Source organism: Roseibium sediminis (assembly GCF_008711325.1).
GTDB classification, from domain to species: domain Bacteria; phylum Pseudomonadota; class Alphaproteobacteria; order Rhizobiales; family Stappiaceae; genus Roseibium; species Roseibium sediminis.
On sequence record NZ_VXDB01000005.1, the window covers coordinates 54,528 to 76,423 of the forward strand.

Genomic DNA, 21,896 nt, shown 5'->3' on the forward strand with positions numbered 1-21,896 from the left:
AATGGAAGGGGTTTTTGGACGTGGGGGGTAGAATGATCTATTTGGATCTTTTTGTTTTGTCTTTAGTAGTTTTTGTATTTTGCTTCATATTGATTGCAAGAAGGTACAAGAATAAAGATCAATCAGTTCCGGCCGACATTCGCGAGGTGCGTGAGAAAACGGCACAAAATGAGCCGAATCCACTCTCACCCGCTGATGAATTTTTATTGATGGGTGGGCATGAAACACGCGCAAGCGAAGTGCCCGCTTGGGCTATAGTGTTACGCTCACCATTCGGCGATCTGGACAATGTAACTTCATGGATCGGTGGTGCGCCGGTCGCCCCCAAAGAATTCAATTGGCCGCTAGGGAGCGATGGTCGTCCTTTGAACTTCTTGTGTCAGATTGACCTTGCGAAGCTAACTACATCTGATGATAGAGGCGGTGTGCCCGAAGGCTGGCCGATAAAAGGTGCGCTGCTAGTATTTTTTGGGCGACCTGATGGCGGACATCCCTATGTGTATCGCTGTATTTTTTTAAAAGAAGACCAACTAGAACAAGGAGAGATCATCAACCCTCCTGAAAATACCGGAGAGCTTTCAAAGTTAGGTTTTACCATTGCCGGTTTGTCCTTCAATTATTGGCCAGTTGATTTGATTTATTTTCTGGATCGGTTTGAACAAGAGCCGCCTCTTGAAATCAAAGGACAGCCGCAGGATCCGTTATCCTGGATAACCAGCTGGGATATTGCAGAACTTGAGGCTCGCATAACCGCTCGAGCATTGCGTCCTTATATCCACCCCCATAACACCTCTTTGGAAGCTCGGCTAAAGAGTTTGCGTAGGGAGTTGAAACTAAAGCCTTCAAACGAAAAAATCGCTGATGATGTCACACTTACGGAGGTTTTGTTGAGCGATGGTCGAGCTGTTCTTAACGCAGTTGAGAAATGGGAAAAACGATGTTCTGAAGAAAGTCCTGACACGATTTTGGACACCTCTGCATTAAGGGAGCTTTTCCAGCTAAGGCGCTCGTTGGCAGAAAAAATCAATAATCACTATATGAAGGCAAACTTAGTTGGGAAACCACACGAGGTGTGGAGGGGCGTGGAGGATGTGATTCTTAATGGGCATTGCCGAACATTGGAGCACTTTAAGGATTTGCCACAACGCTTCCATCCTCTAGCAAATGCACTGCTAAGTGGCTGGAAAAACCACAGGTTGCTCGGGTTAGAGCCGCCCTTTGGTAACAATTTTGAAGACCTACGCGGGCAAGATTGCCTTATTAGCATTTCTGCGGATCCATTTTTGGGAACCGAGACGGAACATGAATATGGTATGTCGATATGGTGTTTCCGCGACAAATTGGTCCAAGGCGAGTTAAATGGAGGACAGTTTGTTATGCATTGTGCTGTCTGATTACTCCAAGTCTCAAGTGAAATTGCCCCTTTCCTTTTTTCCGGTTTTCCGTCATATTCCGCGCCCATCGGGCCCTAGAGTCTGATCGATCCAATCCCCCTTTGCTGACCGACATCTCGGCTCTGGATACGGAGTGGTTCGGCTGCGCAAGCAGCGTCTTTTAAAAAACGCCGGGTTCGCCCGGCACAATGACGAAAGGACACACGATGTCGATTACTGCAGAGCGCAAGGCTGAGCTCATCAAGGAATACGCCATCAAGGAAGGCGACACCGGTTCTCCGGAAGTACAGGTTGCTATCCTGACCGAGCGTATCAACAACCTCACCGAACACTTCAAGGGTCACGGCAAGGACAATCACTCCCGCCGCGGTCTTTTGAAAATGGTTGCGTCGCGCCGTTCGCTTCTTGACTACGTCAAGGGCAAGGACGAAGCACGCTACAAGACGCTGATCGAGCGCCTGGGCGTTCGCCGCTAAGGCTGGTCCCGAAAGGGATGATCACTTCGGCACGGCAAGGGCAACCTTGCCGTGCCTTTTTATTTGTTCGTTTGATCAGGCTTTCGCGCAACAATCGGTCGGTGGCTCGGTGAAACTGCCTAAAAGGCAAATTTTCTCGCTTTTTGCCCCCTTGCGAAGGCACAGAACTGTTTCCAATTCACGGGGAAAACCTCTATAGGAGGTTGCGTGACAGTCATGGGGCAGGATTGCCGGTCGCTTCAAGTAGCCTTGAAAGCGTCTCGTTGTCTTGCCCGTGGCTTGTCCAACCGGTAACCGGCCCATCCGGGGCCGACCGGTCTGTAGGGTCTGCGCATATGTTCATGTATCCGCGCGCAGACAGACGAAGCTGTAAGGAACAGACATGTTCGACATTCATCGTGTGGAAGTTGATTGGGGCGGGCGTCCGCTTGTCCTCGAAACCGGCAAGGTTGCCCGTCAGGCTGATGGCGCTGTCATGGCCAGCTACGGCGAAACCAAGGTTCTGGCAACCGTTGTTTCCGCCAAGTCCCCGAAGCCGGGTCAGGACTTCTTCCCGCTCACGGTCAACTATCAGGAAAAGGCCTTTGCGGCCGGCAAGATCCCGGGTGGCTACTTCAAGCGTGAAGGCCGCCCGAGCGAGCACGAAACGCTCACCTCACGCCTGATTGACCGTCCGATCCGCCCGCTCTTTGCGGACGGATACAAGAACGACACCCAGGTCATCATCACCGTGCTGTCGCACGACATGGAAAACGCTCCGGACATTCTGGCCATGGTTGCAGCGTCTGCTGCCCTGACCCTTTCCGGCGTTCCGTTCATGGGCCCGATCGGCGGCGCTCGCGTTGGCTACATCAACGGCGAATACGTCCTGAACCCGGCTGTTGACGACATGGCCGAATCCGCTCTGGACCTCGTTGTCGCAGGTACGGGCGATGCGGTTCTGATGGTCGAATCCGAAGCCAAGGAACTCGACGAAGACACCATGCTCGGTGCCGTCATGTTCGGCCACAAGGGCTTCCAGACCGTCATCGACGCGATCATCAAGCTGGCGGAAACCGCTGCCAAGGAACCGCGCGATCTGGTCCTGCCGGATCATTCCGCTCTCTTTGCCCAGATCAAGGGCATTGCCGAGGACGACCTCAAGGCAGCCTACAAGATCATCTCCAAGACCGACCGCAAGAACGCTGTTGATGCAGCCAAGGCGAAGGTCGTGGAAAGCCTGATCACCAACGGTGGCGACGAAGCTCCGGAAGCAACGGTTGTTGGCGAGCTCTTCAAGAAGCTTGAAGCTGAAATCGTTCGCGGTGGCATCCTCGACACGGGCACCCGTATCGACGGCCGTGACCTTTCCACCGTTCGCGCGATTTCTTCGGAAGTCGGTATCCTGCCGCGCGCTCACGGCTCTGCGCTCTTCACCCGTGGTGAAACGCAAGGTCTCGTCGTCGGCACGCTGGGCACCGGCGAAGACGAGCAGTTCATTGACCTTTTGGAAGGCACCATGAAGGAACACTTCATGCTGCACTACAACTTCCCGCCTTACTCTGTCGGTGAAACCGGCCGCATGGGCTCTCCGGGACGCCGCGAAATCGGTCACGGCAAGCTGGCATGGCGCGCGGTTCATCCGATGCTCCCGGCTCACCATGAGTTCCCGTACACCATCCGCGTTGTCTCCGAGATCACCGAATCCAACGGTTCGTCCTCCATGGCAACCGTCTGCGGCACCTCTTTGGCGCTGATGGATGCCGGTGTACCGCTCAAGGCTCCGGTTGCCGGTATTGCCATGGGTCTGATCAAGGAAGGCGACCGGTTTGCGGTTCTGTCCGATATCCTTGGTGACGAAGATCACCTCGGCGACATGGACTTCAAGGTCGCTGGCTCCGAGAACGGCATCACTGCCCTTCAGATGGACATCAAGATCGACGGTATCACCGAAGAGATCATGAAAGTCGCTCTGGCTCAGGCCAAGGACGGTCGTATCCATATTCTCGGTGAAATGGCCAAGGCCATCACTGAAGCCCGCTCCGAACTGGGCGAGCATGCACCGCGCATCGAAATGATGAAGATCCCGGTCGACAAGATCCGTGAAGTCATCGGGTCTGGCGGCAAGGTCATTCGCGAAATCGTCGAAAAGACTGGCGCGAAGGTCAACATCGAAGACGATGGTACGGTCAAGGTTGCCTCTGCTGATGGCAAGGCTATCAAGGCTGCGGTCAACTGGATCAACTCCATCGCCGCTGAGCCGGAAGTCGGCGTGATCTACGAAGGTACGGTTGTGAAGTGCGTTGATTTCGGCGCATTCGTGAACTTCTTCGGCGCTCGCGACGGTCTGGTTCACATCTCTCAGCTGGCTCCCAAGAAGGTTGCCAAGGTCACTGACGTGGTCAAGGAAGGCGACAAGGTCTGGGTCAAGCTCATGGGCTTCGACGAGCGTGGCAAGGTTCGCCTGTCCATGAAGGTTGTCGACCAGGAAACCGGCAAGGAACTCGAGCGGGAAGAAAAGAAGGAAGAAGCCTGATAACGGCTGACCTTTGATCTGCTTTTCAAGGCGCCGGGCAAAATTGCCCGGCGTCTTTTCTTTTTGGCGCCCTGTTTTATGCGATGGGTCAGTTCAGTCTTGCCTGTGCGGGAATGGCCATGGAGTTTGCCGTGAGGAAGCGGATGAATTCCGATCCGGGCATCGGACGGGCGATGTGATAGCCCTGTATCAGCTGACAGCCCAGATCTGACAGGATCCTGCATTGCGGGGCGGTTTCCGCCCCTTCGCAAATCACTTCGATGCCGAGGCTTTCCGCCATGGAGCGAATGGCCCGAATGAGGATCTGGTCGTCTTGATCCTCTTCCAGATCCAGAATGAATGAGCGGTCGATCTTCAGGATGTCGATCGGCAATCGCTTCAGATAGCTCAGCGATGAATACCCGGTTCCAAAGTCATCCAGCGAGAGTTTGACGCCCAGATCGCGCAAGGCGTCCAGTATCATGGCCGGATCGACACGGCTGTCGTCGAGCATGACGGTTTCAGTGATCTCCAGATGAAGATCAGCAGGCGAGATGCCGGTTTCCCCGATTACCTTGGCAACTTGCGCGACGAAGGTTCCATCCCGACATTGGCGCGGGGATACGTTGACGCTGATACATTGCAGGTCGAGCCCGCGTTGACGGCAATCCATGAAAAAGCTGCAGGCTTCGCTCAGAACCCACTCGCCCAAGGGAACGATCATGCCGGTATCTTCCGCGATGGGGATGAATTCAGACGGCGTGATTTCTCCCAGATCTTCATCAGTCCAGCGGAGCAGAGCCTCGCAGCTGATGATGCGCCCACAAGAGTAGTCGACAATCGGCTGATAATGCAGTCGGAAGAGCTTCTGTTCGATTGCCCCTTTCAGGGCAAACTCCAGCTTCATCGTCCGAGCGGTCGCCTCATTGGTCTGCGTGTTGTAGAACCGGCAGCAGTTTCCGCCCTCGGACTTTGCCTGAAACATGGCAAATTCCGCATGGCGCAGCAGGACAGTCTCGCAGTCACCATCATCCGGTCCAATCGCTATACCGATGCTGGCTGTGACAAGCTGGCGGCTTTCCGACACGGATGGACGGGCTCCGGCGACGGCTTCCAGGAGGCCGAGAACCTTCTGCTCCACATCCCATTCGTCCTCGATCGAGTTCAGGATGATCGTGAACTGGTCACCGCCAAACCGCGCGGCCGTTTCGCTGGGGCCAATCACCTCCTGAATGCGCCAGGCGATGTTGGCAAGCAGCTGGTCCCCAAGCTCCTGTCCGAGGGACTCGTTCACGCTCTTGAACCTGTCGATGTCGACAAACAGGAGCGCGCATTGTTCGCTGCCCGTGCGAATACGGTCCAGCGTCTGTTTCAGGCGATCCTGGAAGAGATGCCGGTTCGGCAACCCGGTCACAGGATCATAGTGGACATGAAGGGCAGCCTGTTGCTCCTGTCTCTTGCGGTCGGTGATATCGAGAACGGTGGCATAGAACGCCTCCTCCCCGTTCCAGGAGATCATGCGCACATGCTGCTCAAGCCAGATTACGGACCCGTCTGCCCTTTGAGCCTGCGCCTCGTAGATTTTCGGTGTAGAGCCGCCTTCCTGTCGCAGACGATAGACCTGATTGAGATTGCGATGCTCCTCCTTGGCGTAAAGATCGAGAACCGGTTTGCCGATCAAACGCGTCTGGCCTTCGGCGCCATATCCCAGCATGTCGAGCAGCGCGTCATTGGCATAGAGTATGTGCTTGTTTGCATGCACGAAAACGCCTTGCAACGAGCCATCGATCAATTCACGAAACTGGGCGTCGGTTCTGCGATTGGCCTCGAAGGCATCGGTAAAGAGCGTGGCCAGTGTGTTGAATTCCTGAATGGTGCTCGGGGTGCGGTTCATGGCTGGTCGGCCCTGCCGAAGGTCCCGTGCATAGGCAATGAGATAGGACAGGGAAGGTGAGACCATCTTGTTCAGGAAAAGAGAGACCAAGGCGCATGCGGCCAGAATGACGAGCAGAAACGGCAGCAGAAGGTCCGCATAGGCCTTCCGTACGGCGTGTTCCGGCCGGTTGGGTGTTTGAACGACGGCGACCAGCGGCGGCGCGCCGATGCCGTCCATCAGCACGACTTCGTCCGTTGTGGTCCCGTCTGCTTGTGGGTGCGAAGACATCGCTGCAGAGGATGCAGTTCTCGACAAAACGGTCGAGCCGATTTCTATCTCAACGTTGTCCGCATCAAGAGCGGCCGCAATTATCCTCGAAATATCAGTGCCCCGGCTGAGATTGATCCCGCCGATCAGGCGGTGTTCATGCCCGCCCCTTTCACCGTCATGATGAATGGGAATGGATATTACGGCAAAAGCCTGTTGCACATTGTCGATTGATCCCGTCCGCAGGATCCAGAGGTCTGGTAACATTGAGACTCTGGTGTCCGGTGGCAAAACCATATCGGCGGCAGAAGGGACAGCGCTCAGGTTGATGCCGTTTGCCTGTCCGTCAACATCGAGCAACAAGAGGTCGAAATGGTGCCCCGACATGGCATTGTTGAGATCATCCAGAATGGCTTCCGCAAGATCATGATCCTTTGTGGCCAAAGCCGAAAGGAGATGCCGATCAACCGAGGTGCTCCTAAGCCGCGTTTCGAAGTCCGACAAGTGGTTCTCGAATGCAAGCTTGGCGATCGACTGGTTCTGTTTTGCTGCCCCTTGCGCCTGAATTGCGGACAGGGAGAGCGACGAGAAGTAGGCCAGTCCAAAAACCACCAGGGACATGCCGATGAGTCCCGTGCAAAAAAGGCCCAAGACAAACCAGTTAAAACGAATTCCTTTTGGAGACGTCATTTGCCTTCCCTCACCTGAGCGCTTGCCGATTTGACTGGGATGGCACAAGTTACATTGCGCGGTGCGCTTAACATTGTGAGAATGAAGGGGTTTTTGTTAAAAAGTACACTACAGATTACGCGTAGCATGACTTTTGATCATTCGGTAAATGTTACAAATACTATTTATGTATAAATATAATTGGGTTGAATCGATTTATTATTTGTGAATTACGGGAATTATACTTTTTGGATTGAGTTGCGTCCATGGTCGGTAATTTGATTTCGAGCATTTGCCCCTTTGGCAGGAACTGGTATACCCGGCGCGAACTGGACTTAAGGGAATTGCCATGGGTGAAATGCGGGTAGCAGTTGTTGGGGCCGGTGGCCGGATGGGCAAGGCCTTGGCACAGGCGGTATCGTCAACTCCCGGCATGCGCCTTTCCGGAGGCGTCGAACGGAGCGGGTCGCCCGCTTTGGGGAGAGATCTTGGGGAAACGGCCGGTGTGGGGCATCTTGGTATTCCCATTACCGATGACCCGCTTACCGTCTTTGCCGCAACGGATGCGGTGCTCGATTTCACGGCGCCTCAGGCGACACTCGAATTTGCCGAACTCGCGGCGCAGGCACGTATTGTCCATGTGATCGGGACGACGGGCTGGAGCACAGGGCAAGATGAACCGCTCAAGGCAGCTGCCCGGCACGCTCGGATTGTAAAGTCGGGCAATATGAGCCTTGGCGTCAATCTGCTGGCGAGCCTCGTGAGGCGGGCCGCAGCTGCGCTCGATTCCGATTTCGATATCGAGGTTCTGGAAATGCACCACCGGCACAAGGTGGATGCGCCTTCTGGCACTGCACTTCTCCTCGGTCAGGCCGCGGCAGACGGTCGTGCGATCAGCCTTGAGGAAAAGTCCGTGCGTGTGCGCGACGGGATCACCGGTGCGCGCGAGGAAGGCACAATCGGCTTTGCGACCTTGCGCGGTGGCAGCGTTATTGGCGAACATTCAGTGATTTTTGCAGCGGAAGGCGAGCGGATCGAGCTGTCTCACAAGGCTGAAGACCGGTCGCTGTTTGCCAAGGGGGCGGTCAAGGCGGCCCTTTGGGCCTTTGACAAGAAACCCGGACTTTACTCGATGGACCACGTTCTGGGGCTGTCGGACTAACTTCTTCTGTCCAATCAAGTGGAGAAAGACATATGGATCGCCTGCTGGTGCTTGTGCGTCATGGTCAAAGTGAGTGGAACCTCAAGAACCTGTTCACCGGCTGGAAGGACCCCGGCCTGACCGAACAGGGCGTCTCGGAAGCAAAGAATGCAGGTGAACAGCTCAGGGATCTGAAGCTGCAGTTCGACATTGCCTTCACGTCGGACCTGAGCCGCGCCCAGAAGACCCTTGCCCTGATCCTTGAGGAAATTGGCCAGCAGGATCTGGAAACAGTTCGCAATCAGGCCCTGAACGAGCGGGATTACGGCGACCTGACCGGTATGAACAAGGATGAGGCTCGCGAGAAATTCGGCGAAGAGCAGGTTCATATCTGGCGCCGGTCGTTCGATGTTCCTCCTCCGGGCGGCGAAAGCCTGAAGATGACGGCTGAGCGTGTTCTGCCCTATTACCGCGATGAAATCCTGCCGAAGGTGCTTGGTGGAACCCGCACGATTGTGGCTGCGCACGGCAATTCCTTGCGCGCTTTGATCATGGAACTGGAGGGCCTGACCCCGGAGCAGATCCTCAAGCGTGAACTGGGCACAGGCACGCCGATCATCTACCGTCTGGATGAAGAGGGTAAGGTCGTTAGCGTTCAGGACCTTGCGGCCTGAGGCTCCTTCTTGCTGACATGAAAAAGGCGGCCAGTGGCCGCCTTTTTTGTTTGCCCGCTCCTGCAGCTGGTCAGACTTCGAAGCCTGCCTGCTCGGCAATGGTGCTCAGGCGCTTTTCAGGGCGCGCACCGACATGGCTGATGACGTTTGCCGCACACAAGCAACCAAGTTCGCAAGCGGCCTGATGATCATAGGACCGGGCCAGCCCGAAGAGGAAGCCAGCGGCAAACAAGTCACCGGCGCCGGTCAGATCGACGACGTTATCGACCTTTTCTGCCTTCACCTTGATCTGTTCGTCGCGGGTGATCGCCATGGCGCCTTCGCTGCCAAGGGTCAAGGCGGTCAGCGCACCGCTTTCGCGGGCGGCAGAGATGGCCGTTTCGATATCGGCTGTCTCGTAGAGCGACTTCAGCTCATGCTCGTTGGCAAACACGAGGTCGACCGTGCCGTTGCGGATCATGTCGTGGAACTCGCTGCGATAGCGGTCGACACAGAAGGAATCCGACAGGGTGATGGCTACCTTGCGGCCGTTCTTGTGGGCAATGTGCGCAGCCGCCAGAAACGCCTTCTTGGCTTCTTCCGGGTCCCAGAGATAGCCTTCCATGTAAGTAACAGCAGAGGCCGCGACCACATCCGGGTCAACATCGGTCGGTCCGAATTTCGTGCAGGCGCCGAGATAGGTGTTCATGGTCCGCTCGCCATCCGGCGTGATCAGGATCATGGAGCGTGCTGTCGGAATGTCGTTGACCAGCGGCGGCGTGGCAAAATGAACGCCTGTTGCCGTCATGTCATGGGCGTAGGCATCGCCCAGCTCATCCTTGGCGACCTTGCCGAAATAGGCAGGTTTACCCCCAAGAGAGGCGATCCCTGCGGCGGTGTTCCCGGCACTGCCACCGGAGATGCGGACCGTCTGGCCCATCTTGTCATACAGGCGCAGCGCCTCGTCCGTGTCGATCAGGCGCATGGAGCCCTTTACGAGGCTCTCCTGAACCAGGAAGTCTTCTTCCACATGGGCAAAGACGTCACAAATGGCGTTGCCGATGCACAGTGCATCAAATTTCGTATCGGACATGAAATCCTCTTTTTTGCTTTTATACCTGCGGAGACGGGCGAAGGGCCCGGTTTGCATCCGGCTCGCGAATTTTCTCCCGGAAGGGGTTGGCGCGGTATACACCGAGAATTTTCAGCTCGGCACAGAAAAATGCCAGTTCCTCAAGGGCGAGTGCCACGGAGGGATCTTCCGGGTGCCCCTCGACATCCGCATAGAACATGGACGCAAAGAACTGTCCTTCAAGCTGGTAGGATTCCAGCTTGGTCATGTTGACGCCATTCGTCGCAAATCCGCCAAGCGCCTTGTAGAGCGCTGCAGGAACGTTGCGAACGCGGAAAATGAAGGTGGTGATCGTGGACTGGCCACTATGGGCAGCTTCACGCCGTTCCGGTGAGAGGATCAGGAAGCGCGTCGTGTTATGTGCCGCATCTTCCACATCGCGCCGCAGGATATCGAGACCATAGGCTTCCGCCGCCATCTCCGGTGCAAGCGCTGCGGCGGTCATATCGCCGGCTTCCGCGATTTGACGGGCCGAGCCTGCCGTGTCGGCGCCAACGATTGGCCGAAGCCCAAGTTCGCGAATGATCTTGCGACACTGCCCGAGGGCCATGACATGGCTCTGGACTGTTTTCAGGTTCTCGATCTTCGCGCCGCGTGGAGCAACCAGCTGAAAGCGGATCGGCAGGAAGTATTCGCCAATGATATGCAGGCTGGATTGCGGCAGGAGATGGTGAATGTCGGCAACGCGTCCTGCGACCGAATTCTCGACCGGGATCATGCCGAGATCTGCGGCTCCGCTTTCAAGGGCAGCAAAACAATCCTCGAACGTGTGGCAGGGGACGGCTTCATAATCCGGATAGGCGTCCCGGCAAGCCATGTGCGAATTGGCGCCAAGCTCCCCTTGAAATACAATTTTCCTACGGTCAGTCATTGAGATGTCTCTCGTTCGAGTATCAGTTACTTGATTGCGGCGCGTGCCCGTTCCAGATCTTCCGGCGTGTTCACGTCCATCGGTGCGCTGTCGATGATGGAAACATCAATCCGCATGCCAGCTTCCAGCGCACGCAATTGCTCCAGCTTCTCCCGCTGCTCGAGGGGAGAAGGGGGCAACTTGACGAAGTTTTCAAGTGCAGATCGGCGATAAGCGTAGACACCGATGTGTTGGTAGAGCGGGCCGTCGCCTGTCGGGGCCGTCGCGCGGGTGAAATAGAGCGCACGGTGTGTGCCATTCCCCGTTGGTGTGGTGACGGCCTTCACGAAGCTCGGGTCGTCACGGAATTGAGGATTGCGGATTTCCGTCATGATGGTTCCGATGGATACCTCGGGCGTCTCCAGTGGTTTCAGCGCCGCGTGGACGGCCTCTGGCTCAATCAGCGGGACATCCCCTTGCAGATTCAAGATGACAGAGTGGGCCTTGTCGGGATCGACCAGCCCTGCCGCCTCGTGGATGCGGTCCGAGCCGGACTGATGATCAGTGCGTGTCAGAACGGCTTCTCCGCCATGGTCGCGGACCGCATCCGCGATCATTTGATGGTCGCATGCAACCACCACGCGACCTATGTCGGCGTTCTGAGCCTGTTCCAGAACGCGGACAATCATCGGTTTTCCACCGATATCGGCCAGAGGTTTCCTCGGGAGTCTTGTCGCCTCCAGTCGGGAAGGGATGATCACCAGCACTGATTTCACGGTTTTTCCGGTCCTTTTTGCACGCGAAAAGAGCCCGAAATGCGGGCCGCGTCCTAATGTCGTATGGAACTGTCTTTTAAACCTATGGACAGCAAGGTCAAAAAATTTGTAGTTTCCGGCCAAATTGGAACACACACTGGGTTCGCAACCTCGGTTGCGGGCCTTGACGCGCATATGCTCAAGCCGGAGAGAGGAGCCGGAAAAATATGGACTCGTTCACGTTGAACAAGATCGCTGGTGCGGTTTTGCTGGTTCTTGTTATGACGATGGGTATCGGTATTGTCTCCGATGTCATCTTCCATCCATCCCATCCTGAACAGCCGGGCTACATCATTGAAGTCGCGGAAGCCAGTGAAGGCACAGACGCGGCCGACGAACCGCAGGTCGAGCCGATTGCCTCTCGTCTTGCCTCCGCCTCCGCAGCTGATGGCGAAAAGGTCGCAAAGAAATGTGCCGCCTGTCATTCCTTCGACCCGAGCGGTGCCGACAAGGTTGGCCCGGGTCTCTATGACATCGTCGGTCGCAAGCCGGGCGGCCACGCCGGCTTCGGCTACTCCTCCGCCATGGCCGCCTATGGCGAAGCCAACCCGGAGTGGACCTACGAAAACCTCGACAACTTCCTGGCAGCTCCGAAGAAGTACATGAGCGGTACGTCCATGGGCTTTGCAGGTCTGCGCAAGCCGGACGAGCGGGCAAACATGATCGCTTACCTGCGTGAACTGTCTGCCAGCCCGAAGCCGCTGCCAGCGCAGTAAGGCAAATCCCATAGGCAGAAATGCCGTAGGAAATTCAAGGCGCTGGGGCATATGCCTCAGCGCTTTTTCTTTTTTCCGACTCTGATTGTTGCTAGTGAGTACAATTTTAACAAACTGGACCTAGGGCTGGAACGATAAGAGCCGAGGTATAGTAATGTTGTCCGCCTTGACCTATCTGCCGCCGCGCCTGCGATCTCTGTCGATCAGCAACGCACAATTCTATGCTGCGGGTGTTGCCTCCATCCTTTTTGTTCTGGGAACCGCTGTCATAGCTCATGTGAGTGATCTGGTGCGCGATGTTACCGCGGCCCGGCACAAACAGCAGGCAGTTGCCAGCTTGACAGAGGCACACGCCAGGCTGGAAGGGCTCATCGGCGAGGCTGTCGCAACCGGGCGCGGGGTTCGTTCTCACGTGATCGCCTATCCTGAAACCTATCTCGATCAGGACCGCTTCACATCAATCGTCACGGATCTGGTACACGGCAATCCGCTCATCAAGCAGGTCGGTATTGCACCCAACAACATCGTGTCTGCGGTCTATCCGTTTGAGGCAAGCTACAAGTCCATCGGAATGAACTATCGTCTGGCGGGCGATCAGTGGTCCTCCGTACGTGAGGCCATGATCCGGCGGAGCGAAGTGGTGTCCGGGCCACATGAAACCGGGCAAGGCGGGCATGTTGTCATGGCCCGTGTCCCGATCTTCCAGCCAACGCAGCCCAACCAGCCTCTTGTCGAGCAACGCTACTGGGGAATGGTGACGGTCGTGCTGGACGAGGCGAGCCTGGTCAGCGCTGCAAAGTTGTCAGATCGCAATGGCGAATATCGGATGGCCATCGTAGCCCAGCGAACGGAAGCCAACCGGCCGAGTTTTATCTTGGGAGATGAAACCATTTTGCTGGATCAGGCTGTGTCGCTGCCCATGGATATTTTCGACACATTGCACTGGCGGCTTGTGGCAGCACCGATCAATGGCTGGAGAACCGAAGGCGGTGAGGTGTGGCTGACATTGATCGTCGGGTCGGCGCTGACGCTGGTTTTTTCGATGATGTCGTTTTTCCTTGTGCAGGAAATCCTGAAGACCCGCACCATGGCGCTCCATGATCCCATGACCGGCCTTGCCAATCGTCGTCTTCTGGAGGACCGCATGTCCCAATTGGTGACCATGTACGATCGTCATGGAACCGGGTTCGACATTTTCTATCTCGATCTAAACGACTTCAAGCCGATCAATGACACCTATGGACATGCAGTGGGTGACCAGCTTCTGATCGAGGTTGGAGAGAGATTGAAGGGTCAGACGCGCGAAATGGATACGGTTGCCCGTGTTGGTGGAGACGAATTCATCGTTCTGGCGCCAGGGGGCATGTCGTTCGAGCATCGCATGGCATTTGTCGAACGTCTGGCTGCGCGCACCAACTCACCCTTCAAGAGCGGAGCCGTTGAATTCGGCGTGCGTGTCAGCATTGGCAGCGCGAATTTTCCGGGGGATGCGGCCAGCGTGGAAGACCTGCTCCGGGTGGCTGATGCCCGCATGTACTCGCACAAGGCAAAAGGCCGTCGGTCAACGGCTACGGCAATCAGTCAGTCGCTTGTTCAAACAGGTTAAAAATCTGTCATTTTCCGTCTGGAAGGGTGACGTTTCGTTTCGAGGGCCGTAGAGTCTGCGCAGGGTGTGCAGACAGCGATTCCGCAGCTGCAGCCGATGCGGCTTTGAGACGGAGGTCCTTGAATGACGGGATGGCTTTGGGTGCGCAGGTCCGGGAAGACACTTGTTGCTTCGGCGGCTCTTGCGATCGCTCTCCACGGCAATGCGCTGGCGGATCATCCCGGATGGCATCATGCCACGGCTCTCAACGGCACTCCGAAATACGCCGCCGACGTCGCCCATTTCGATTATGTCAATCCGGATGCCCCCAAGGGTGGCACGGTACGTCTGTCCAGCACCGGCGGTTTTGACAGCTTCAATATCGTCTTGCCCAAGGGCAATCTCGCGCCAGGCCTTGGTCTGATCTACGACACGTTGATGGAACAGGCGCTGGATCAGGCGGACATCAGCGGCCAGTATGGTGTCATCGCCAAGGAGACGCGATATCCGGAGGACTATGCCTGGGTCGAGTTTCGCCTGAACGAGAACGCCCGCTGGCATGACGGGCAGCCGATCAGCGCAGAAGATGTCGTCTGGTCCTTCCAGACGATCACCGAGCTCGATCCGCGCCAGAAATTCTATTACCAGAATGTGGTCAAGGCCGAGGATATGGGCGGGAATATCGTCCGTTTCACCTTTGACACGACCGGCAACCGCGAGCTCCCGCATATCATGGGGCAGCTTCTGGTGTTGCCGAAGCACTGGTGGAACGGGAAGGATGCGAGCGGCAACCCGCGTGATGTATCCAGAGGAGCCCTTGAACCGCCTCTTGGCTCCGGGCCCTACCGTATCAAGGATTTCGCAGCCAACCGGCAGGTGACCTATGAGCGGGTAGCTGACTATTGGGCTGCTGAACTTCCCATCCGGGTGGGCACCAACAATTTTGACGTCATCCGATACGATTCCTATCGGGATACCGATGTCCAGCTGGAAGCCTTCAAGGGAGACCAGTTTGACTGGCGCTTGGAAAATGTCGCGAAGAACTGGGCAACGGCCTATGACATTCCTGCGGTCAAGGACGGCCGCATTGTTCTGGAAACCTTCCCGGACAAGTCCAGCGGTATCATGCAGGCATTCGTGCCAAACCTGCGCCGCGACAAGTTCAAGGATGAAAGAGTGCGCCAGGCGCTCAACCTTGCATTTGACTTTGAAAGCCTGAACAGAACCGCCTTCTATGATCAGTACAAACGGCTGACCTCTTTTTTCGCCGGAACCGAACTGGCGTCGCGTGATCTGCCCAGTGGGCGGGAACTTGAAATTCTGGAAAGCGTCCGTGACCTTGTGCCAGCGGAAGTCTTTACCGAACCGTACAAGAATCCGGTCGGCGGGGATCCGCAGGCCATGCGCGGCAATCTCAAGGCGGCGTTGGAGCTGTTCAAACAGGCCGGATACAAGTTTGAAAACCGGAAGCTTGTAAACGCGGCCGGCGAACCGTTTACCATCGAGTTCATTGCCCAAAGCCCGACCGCCGAACGCTATGTGCTGCCTTTTGCAAACAATCTGCGCCTGATCGGCATCGATCTTCAGTTGCGGATGCTGGATACCCCTCAATATATCAACCGCATCCAAAGTCGGGATTTCGACATGGCGACTTTGCTGTGGGGACAGTCCCTTTCACCGGGCAACGAGCAGCGGGATTATTGGGGCAGTGAAGCGGCGGATCGGGATCAGTCGAGGAACTATGCGGGCATCAAGGATGCCGGCGTTGACGCCCTCATCGACAAGGTGATTTTCGCAAAGGATCGCGATGAGCTTGTAGCGGCAACGCGGGCGCTCGACCGCGTGTTACTGTCCAACAATTATGTGATCCCGCAATGGTATGTGGATTTTGACCGAACCGCACGCTGGAACCGGTTCGGCCATCCCGCGAAAATGCCGGAATTCTCGATCGGGTTCCCGACCATCTGGTGGTACGACGAAGCCCTTGCAGCAAAAACCGACGCCAAGAAGTGAGGCAGCCTGTGAAGACCGACCGCAGAACGTTCCTGAAGCTCGCCGGAGCTGCGTCTCTCTCGCCTTTATTGCCCGGACTGACCGGGCAGGCCGCAGCAGCTGCTGCAGTTCACGGGCTCTCGGTTTTCGGCGACCTGAAATACGGTCCCGACTTCACCCATTTTTCCTATGTTGATCCGGAAGCTCCAAAGGGCGGCAAGTTCTCGTTCCGGGTGCCCTATTGGTACTACAATCAGAACACCCAGACCTTTAATTCCTTCAACAGCTACATCCTGAAGGGGGATGCGCCGCCGCGCATGGAGATGTGCTTTGACAGCCTCATGGTGCGGGCCTGGGACGAGCCGGATGCGATTTACGGGCTTGTTGCGGAAAGCGTGGAGATTTCGGAAGACGGCAATTCATACGTCTTCAATCTGCGCCCGGAAGCCCGGTTTCATGACGGGTCAAAGCTGACGGCAGAGGATGTCGCCTTCTCCCTGATCCTCCTGAAGGCAGACGGACACCCGCTCATCAGCCAGACGATCCAGGAACTGAAGGATACGGAAGTGCTGGACGAGCACCGCGTTGCCGTTCACTTCACCGGCAATCAGACCCGCCAGCTGCCGCTGGAAGTGGCGCAGTTGCCGATCTTCTCCAAACGCTACTACACGACCTACGACTTCAAGCAGACGACTCTGACGCCGCCGCTCTCCTCCGGCCCCTACAAGGTCGGCAAACACGCTGTCGGTCGCTTCATCGAATACAACCGGTTGCCTGACTATTGGGGCAAGGACCTGCCGGTCATGGCCGGTCAGTTCAACTTCGACGTCATCCGCGTGGATCTGTTCCGCGACTATCAGGTGGCGTTCGAGGCCTTCAAGAAGGGCGATGTCACCTATCAGGAGGAATTCAGCTCCAAGATATGGTCGACCGAATATACGTTCCCGGCCATCGAGGACGGGCGAGTGGTGCGCACGACCTTCCCGGACGGGCGTCCTTCCGGCGCGCAGGGCTGGTTCTTCAATACGCGCCGCAAGAAATTTTCCGATCCGCGCGTGCGTGAGGCGATCGGGTATGCATTCGATTTCGAGTGGTCCAACAAATCGCTCTTTTACAGTCTCTATGAGCGGACCCAGTCCTTCTTCGAGAATTCGGTCATGAAGGCGAATGGGGTGCCGGATGCCGCAGAACTGGCGCTGCTCGAACCCTATCGCGGCAAGGTGCCCGATGAAGTCTTCGGCGAGCCCTATCTGCCGCCTGTGTCGAATGGTTCCGGTTTTGATCGCTCCATGCTGGCCAAGGCGAACCAGTTGCTCAAGGACGCCGGGTATACGCGAAAGGGCGATGAGCTGGTCGATCCGGACGGCGTGCCGCTTACCATCGAGTTCTTGAACAACTCGCCGTCCTTTGAGCGGATTGTTCTTCCCTTCATCACCAATCTGGAGCGGTTGGGCATCAAGGCGAACTTCCGCGTGGTCGATCCGGCCCAGTATCAGTCGCGGTTGAACGAATTCGACTTTGATGTCTGCACGCGGCGCTATTCTCTGGATTCGACCCTGTCGGATGCCATTCGGACCTACTGGTCATCTGCATCAGCTCAAACGGCCGGGAGTCGCAACCTGGCCGGGATTGCTGACCCTGTTGTCGACGAATTGATCGAAAAGGCGCTGGCGGCCGAAAACCGTGAGGACATGGTCATTGCCGCGCGTGCTCTCGACCGCGTGTTGCGGGCCGGGCGCTATTGGGTGCCGCAATGGTTCAGTGGCACTCACAAGATCGCCATGTGGGACATGTTTGGCGCGCCGGACAAGAAGCCGGATTACTTCTTCCCGGTCGAATCCACTTGGTGGTTCGACGCGGAAAAGGCGAAAGCCATCGGAATGGCAAAGTAACAGGACGGAAACGACACCTCCATGGGCGCCTATATTCTCCGCCGTCTGCTTTTGATGATCCCGACACTTGTCGGCATCATGGCAATCAATTTCGTGATCATCCAGTTCGCGCCCGGCGGTCCTGTCGAGCGGGTTATAGCCCAGCTGCAGGGAACCGACGTATCGGCAACCGCACGTGTCAGTGGGGGAGGTGGTGATTTTGGCGGTGGCGGCGCTGACACGACGGGGTCGGGTCTGGGTGCAGATGCCGGATCTTCGAAATATCGTGGGGCGCAGGGCCTCGACCCGGAGTTCATCAAGCAACTGGAAGCTCAGTTCGGCTTCGACAAGCCGCCGCTCGAGCGGTTCCTCACGATGCTGTGGGACTACGCGCGTTTTGACTTCGGCGAGAGCTATTTTCGGGATATCCGGATCCTGGACCTGATCGCCGAGAAGCTGCCGGTTTCGATCTCCCTCGGGCTCTGGATGACGCTGTTATCCTATCTCGTGTCGATCCCACTCGGGATCAAAAAGGCGGTGAGTGACGGCTCCCGTTTCGACGTATGGACCTCCGGGGTCATTGTCGTGGCCTACGCTATTCCCGGCTTCCTCTTTGCGGTGCTTTTGATTGTTCTCTTTGCGGGCGGATCGTTCTGGGACTTCTTCCCGCTGCGCGGACTGGTGTCTGAAAACTGGGAAAGCCTGTCCTGGCCGGCACGGATTGCGGACTATTTCTGGCATCTGGCCTTGCCGCTGACAGCCATGGTGCTCTCCGCTTTCGCCACGACGACCCTTTTGACCAAGAATTCGTTTCTCGACGAAATCCGCAAGCAGTATGTCGTCACCGCCCGATCCAAGGGGCTGACAGAGCGTCAGGTTCTGTATGGCCACGTTTTCCGTAACGCCATGCTGATCGTCGTGGCGGGGTTCCCGGGCGCATTCATCTCTTCTTTCTTTGCCGGCTCCTTGTTGATCGAAACGATCTTTTCGCTCGATGGCCTTGGGCTGCTCGGCTTTGAATCCGTGATCAATCGAGACTACGCGGTGGTCTTTGCAACGCTCTATATCTTCTCGCTCATGGGACTTCTGGTGAACCTCATTTCGGACCTGACCTATACCTGGATCGATCCCCGGATCGACTTTGAGACACGAGAGGTCTGATCCGATGAATGTTTCGACAGACACCCCACTTCCAGTGACAAGCGCAGCTCCGAAGCGCCCTTGGCTCAGCCCGATCAACCAGCGTCGCCTTGCCAATTTCAAGGCCAATCGGCGCGGCTTCTGGTCGCTTTGGATTTTCCTGCTGCTGTTTTTTCTGGCCATGGGAGCAGAGTTTTTGACCAATGACCGGCCTATTCTCGTCTCCTACAAGGGCGAGCTCCTGCTGCCGGTCTTTATTGAATATCCGGAAGAAAAATTCGGCGGGTTTCTCGCGGTGACCGATTACCGAGATCCCTACATTCAGGAAGAAATCAATGCCGACGGCTGGATGCTCTGGCCGCCGGTTCGCTATTCCTATCGCTCGGTGAACAAGGAAATCCCGGTTCCGGCACCAGCTCCCCCATCCTGGACGATGGACAAGGAACAGCGGTGCTCGCGCTATCCGCAGGGCGTCGAGGATCCGAATTGCGTCATCGGCAACTGGAACTGGCTCGGGACCGATGATCAGGGCCGGGACGTTCTGGCCCGTCTGGTCTACGGCTTCCGGATTTCTGTTCTGTTCGGCTTGGCGCTTACGCTTGCCTCGTCCGTGATTGGTATCGCAGCAGGGGCCGTTCAGGGCTTTTATGGCGGCTGGGTAGACCTGATCTTCCAGCGCTTCATCGAAATCTGGACCGCGATCCCGACGCTTTATCTGATCCTGATCGTCTCGTCCGTGCTTGCTCCGGGCTTCTGGACCCTGTTTACGATCCTGCTGGCCTTCTCGTGGGTGGCGCTCGTTGGCGTGGTTCGCGCAGAATTCCTGCGTGGCCGAAACTTTGAGTATATTTCCGCCGCCCGGGCGCTGGGCGTCTCCAACCGGGTGATCATGTGGCGGCATCTCCTGCCGAATGCCATGGTGGCAACACTCACCTTCATGCCCTTCATCCTGAACGGATCGATCTCGACCCTAACCGCACTGGACTTTCTCGGTTTCGGCTTGCCACCCGGCTCGGCCTCGCTTGGCGAATTGCTGGCGCAGGGCAAAAACAACCTTCAGGCCCCGTGGCTTGGCATCACCGGATTTATTGTCATCTCGCTGATGCTGAGCTTGTTGATTTTCATTGGTGAAGCGGTGCGCGATGCCTTCGACCCGCGCAAGAGCCTGGCCTGAGGAGGTGTTGATGTCTGAAGATACGCTCCTTGAAGTCAAGGATCTCTCCGTCGCCTTCACCCAGGGCGGCAGGACCGGCACAGCGGTGAACCGTATTTCGTTCAACATCAAAAAGGGCGAGACAGTTGCCCTCGTTGGCGAAAGCGGCTCGGGCAAATCCGTCTCTGCGCTCTCTGTCCTGAAACTGTTGCCATATCCTGCGGCTTCTCATCCCTCCGGCGAAATCCTGTTTCGCGGGCAGGACCTGCTGTCGGCCAGCGACAACGAAATGCGCAAGGTTCGCGGCAACGAGATCTCGATGATCTTTCAAGAGCCGATGACCTCGCTCAACCCGCTCCATACGGTCGAACGGCAGGTGTCGGAAATCCTCAAGATCCACCGGGGCATGAGCGACACGGCCGCCCGTGAACGGGTGCTGGAGCTTCTGACCCAGGTTGGTATCCGGGAGCCGGAAACCCGCCTTGCTTCCTATCCGCACCAGCTGTCAGGCGGCCAGCGCCAGCGCGTCATGATTGCGATGACGCTCGCCAATGAGCCTGAACTCCTGATTGCTGATGAACCGACAACCGCACTTGATGTCACGGTTCAGGCCCAGATCCTGAAGCTTCTGAAGGAATTGCAGGCCGAGCGGGGCATGGCCATGCTGTTCATCACCCATGATCTGGGCATTGTGGAGAAATTCGCCGACCGGGTCTGCGTGATGACCAAAGGCGAAATTGTTGAGCAAGGCTTGGTGCGCGAAATCTTCGACAATCCGCAGCACCCTTATACCAGGCACCTTCTGGCTGCCGAGCCAAAGGGACAGCCACCGGTGCAGGACGAAAGCCGTCCAGTGGTCATGGAGGCAGATGACCTCAAGGTCTGGTTCCAGATCAAGCGCGGGTTTCTGCGCAAGACCGTTGGTCATGTGAAGGCGGTCGACGGGATCGATGTGAGGGTTCGCGAAGGTCAGACGCTCGGGATCGTGGGGGAAAGCGGGTCTGGCAAGACAACTCTTGGCCTAGCGCTCCTGCGCATGATTTCATCCACCGGCCGGATTGCTTTCAAGGGGCAGGAGATTCAGGAAAATTCTTGGAAGGAGATGCGCCCGCTGCGACGGGACATCCAGATCGTGTTTCAGGATCCATTCGGGGCGCTCAGTCCCCGCATGTCCGTGGCCGACATTGTCGGCGAAGGCCTGCAGGTTCACTTTCCGCAGCTGAGTGCCGAGGAACGGGATCGAAAGGTTGCAGGCGCGCTGGAGGAAGTGGGTCTTGATGCTGAAACCCGGCACCGTTATCCGCACGAATTTTCCGGCGGTCAGCGTCAGCGCATTTCAATCGCCCGTGCCATGGTGCTGGAGCCGAAATTCGTCATGCTGGACGAGCCAACCTCCGCGCTCGACATGAGCGTTCAGGCTCAGGTGGTGGATTTGCTGCGTGATTTGCAAAGAAAGCACGGCCTTGCCTACCTCTTTATCTCCCACGACCTGAAAGTCGTTCGGGCGCTCGCCAACGAAGTGGTCGTGATGCGGCAGGGCAAGGTGGTGGAAAGCGGACTGGCAGCAGATGTCTTCGACAACCCGCAAACCGACTATACCAAAGCCCTCATGGCCGCGGCCTTCCGCCTGGAAACAGCGGAAGAAGGCGTTGTTAGCGAATAGAGCTCAATG

Annotated in this window: 16 protein-coding genes; 12 read left to right on the forward strand and 4 right to left on the reverse strand. The window is 56.8% G+C overall.

From position 1 onward, the window contains the following. The first annotated feature begins 32 nt into the window (after positions 1-32). From F0155_RS06370 to pnp, 3 genes are all read left to right on the forward strand, one after another. The gene (locus F0155_RS06370) at positions 33-1,394 is read left to right on the forward strand and encodes a DUF1963 domain-containing protein (RefSeq protein ID WP_161599762.1); all 1,362 of its coding nucleotides are present in this window, start codon (positions 33-35) and stop codon (positions 1,392-1,394) included. 206 nt (positions 1,395-1,600) lie between these two features. After that, positions 1,601-1,870 carry a 30S ribosomal protein S15 gene (gene rpsO / locus F0155_RS06375; protein WP_150523662.1) on the forward strand — a complete coding sequence of 90 codons (270 nt, stop codon included), beginning with the start codon at positions 1,601-1,603 and terminating at the stop codon, positions 1,868-1,870. Positions 1,871-2,252: 382 nt separating this feature from the next. After that, on the forward strand, positions 2,253-4,385 hold the full coding sequence (gene pnp, locus F0155_RS06380; protein ID WP_150523663.1) for a polyribonucleotide nucleotidyltransferase: 2,133 nt from the start codon (positions 2,253-2,255) through the stop codon (positions 4,383-4,385). An 88-nt stretch (positions 4,386-4,473) separates the two neighbouring features. Here pnp and F0155_RS06385 read toward each other — a convergent pair whose 3' ends face one another. Beyond that, positions 4,474-7,128: a putative bifunctional diguanylate cyclase/phosphodiesterase gene (locus F0155_RS06385; protein ID WP_161599763.1), complete on the reverse strand. Its 2,655-nt coding sequence runs from the start codon at positions 7,126-7,128 to the stop codon at positions 4,474-4,476. A 397-nt stretch (positions 7,129-7,525) separates the two neighbouring features. Here F0155_RS06385 and dapB point away from each other — a divergent pair, with 397 nt between their 5' ends. Together dapB and F0155_RS06395 are read left to right on the forward strand one after the other, a co-directional pair. Then, positions 7,526-8,338 carry a 4-hydroxy-tetrahydrodipicolinate reductase gene (gene dapB, locus F0155_RS06390; protein ID WP_150523665.1) on the forward strand — a complete coding sequence of 271 codons (813 nt, stop codon included), beginning with the start codon at positions 7,526-7,528 and terminating at the stop codon, positions 8,336-8,338. A 32-nt stretch (positions 8,339-8,370) separates the two neighbouring features. Next, complete coding sequence (locus tag F0155_RS06395) at positions 8,371-8,991, forward strand: 2,3-bisphosphoglycerate-dependent phosphoglycerate mutase (RefSeq protein WP_150523666.1); 621 nt, start codon at positions 8,371-8,373, stop codon at positions 8,989-8,991. A 70-nt stretch (positions 8,992-9,061) separates the two neighbouring features. Here F0155_RS06395 and F0155_RS06400 read toward each other — a convergent pair whose 3' ends face one another. Genes F0155_RS06400 through F0155_RS06410 form a run of 3 tightly spaced genes read right to left on the reverse strand, consistent with a single transcriptional unit; the run spans position 9,062 to position 11,728 of the window. Continuing rightward, complete coding sequence (locus F0155_RS06400) at positions 9,062-10,063, reverse strand: adenosine kinase (RefSeq protein ID WP_150523667.1); 1,002 nt, start codon at positions 10,061-10,063, stop codon at positions 9,062-9,064. 19 nt (positions 10,064-10,082) lie between these two features. Beyond that, on the reverse strand, positions 10,083-10,973 hold the full coding sequence (locus tag F0155_RS06405; RefSeq protein WP_150523668.1) for a prephenate dehydratase: 891 nt from the start codon (positions 10,971-10,973) through the stop codon (positions 10,083-10,085). A 26-nt stretch (positions 10,974-10,999) separates the two neighbouring features. Further along, positions 11,000-11,728: a 3-deoxy-manno-octulosonate cytidylyltransferase gene (locus tag F0155_RS06410; RefSeq protein WP_150523669.1), complete on the reverse strand. Its 729-nt coding sequence runs from the start codon at positions 11,726-11,728 to the stop codon at positions 11,000-11,002. A gap of 206 nt (positions 11,729-11,934) precedes the next feature. Between F0155_RS06410 and F0155_RS06415 the strand changes: the two genes are divergently transcribed. The 7 genes from F0155_RS06415 (at position 11,935) to F0155_RS06445 (ending at position 21,887) form a co-directional block, all read left to right on the forward strand. Continuing rightward, on the forward strand, positions 11,935-12,483 hold the full coding sequence (locus F0155_RS06415) for a c-type cytochrome (RefSeq protein WP_150523670.1): 549 nt from the start codon (positions 11,935-11,937) through the stop codon (positions 12,481-12,483). 154 nt (positions 12,484-12,637) lie between these two features. Beyond that, a complete protein-coding gene (locus F0155_RS06420) occupies positions 12,638-14,089 on the forward strand; it encodes a sensor domain-containing diguanylate cyclase (protein ID WP_150523671.1) in 1,452 nt (483 codons plus the stop codon). 123 nt (positions 14,090-14,212) lie between these two features. Further along, positions 14,213-16,081 (forward strand): extracellular solute-binding protein, encoded by a 1,869-nt coding sequence (locus tag F0155_RS06425; RefSeq protein ID WP_150523672.1) that lies wholly within the window; start codon positions 14,213-14,215, stop codon positions 16,079-16,081. A gap of 8 nt (positions 16,082-16,089) precedes the next feature. Then, positions 16,090-17,952: an extracellular solute-binding protein gene (locus tag F0155_RS06430; RefSeq protein ID WP_150523673.1), complete on the forward strand. Its 1,863-nt coding sequence runs from the start codon at positions 16,090-16,092 to the stop codon at positions 17,950-17,952. Between the two features lie 21 nt (positions 17,953-17,973). After that, the gene (locus F0155_RS06435; RefSeq protein WP_150523674.1) at positions 17,974-19,092 is read left to right on the forward strand and encodes a microcin C ABC transporter permease YejB; all 1,119 of its coding nucleotides are present in this window, start codon (positions 17,974-17,976) and stop codon (positions 19,090-19,092) included. Between the two features lie 4 nt (positions 19,093-19,096). Then, a complete protein-coding gene (locus F0155_RS06440) occupies positions 19,097-20,245 on the forward strand; it encodes an ABC transporter permease (RefSeq protein ID WP_150523675.1) in 1,149 nt (382 codons plus the stop codon). Positions 20,246-20,255: 10 nt separating this feature from the next. After that, positions 20,256-21,887 carry an ABC transporter ATP-binding protein gene (locus F0155_RS06445; RefSeq protein ID WP_150523676.1) on the forward strand — a complete coding sequence of 544 codons (1,632 nt, stop codon included), beginning with the start codon at positions 20,256-20,258 and terminating at the stop codon, positions 21,885-21,887. Positions 21,888-21,896: the final 9 nt, after the last annotated feature.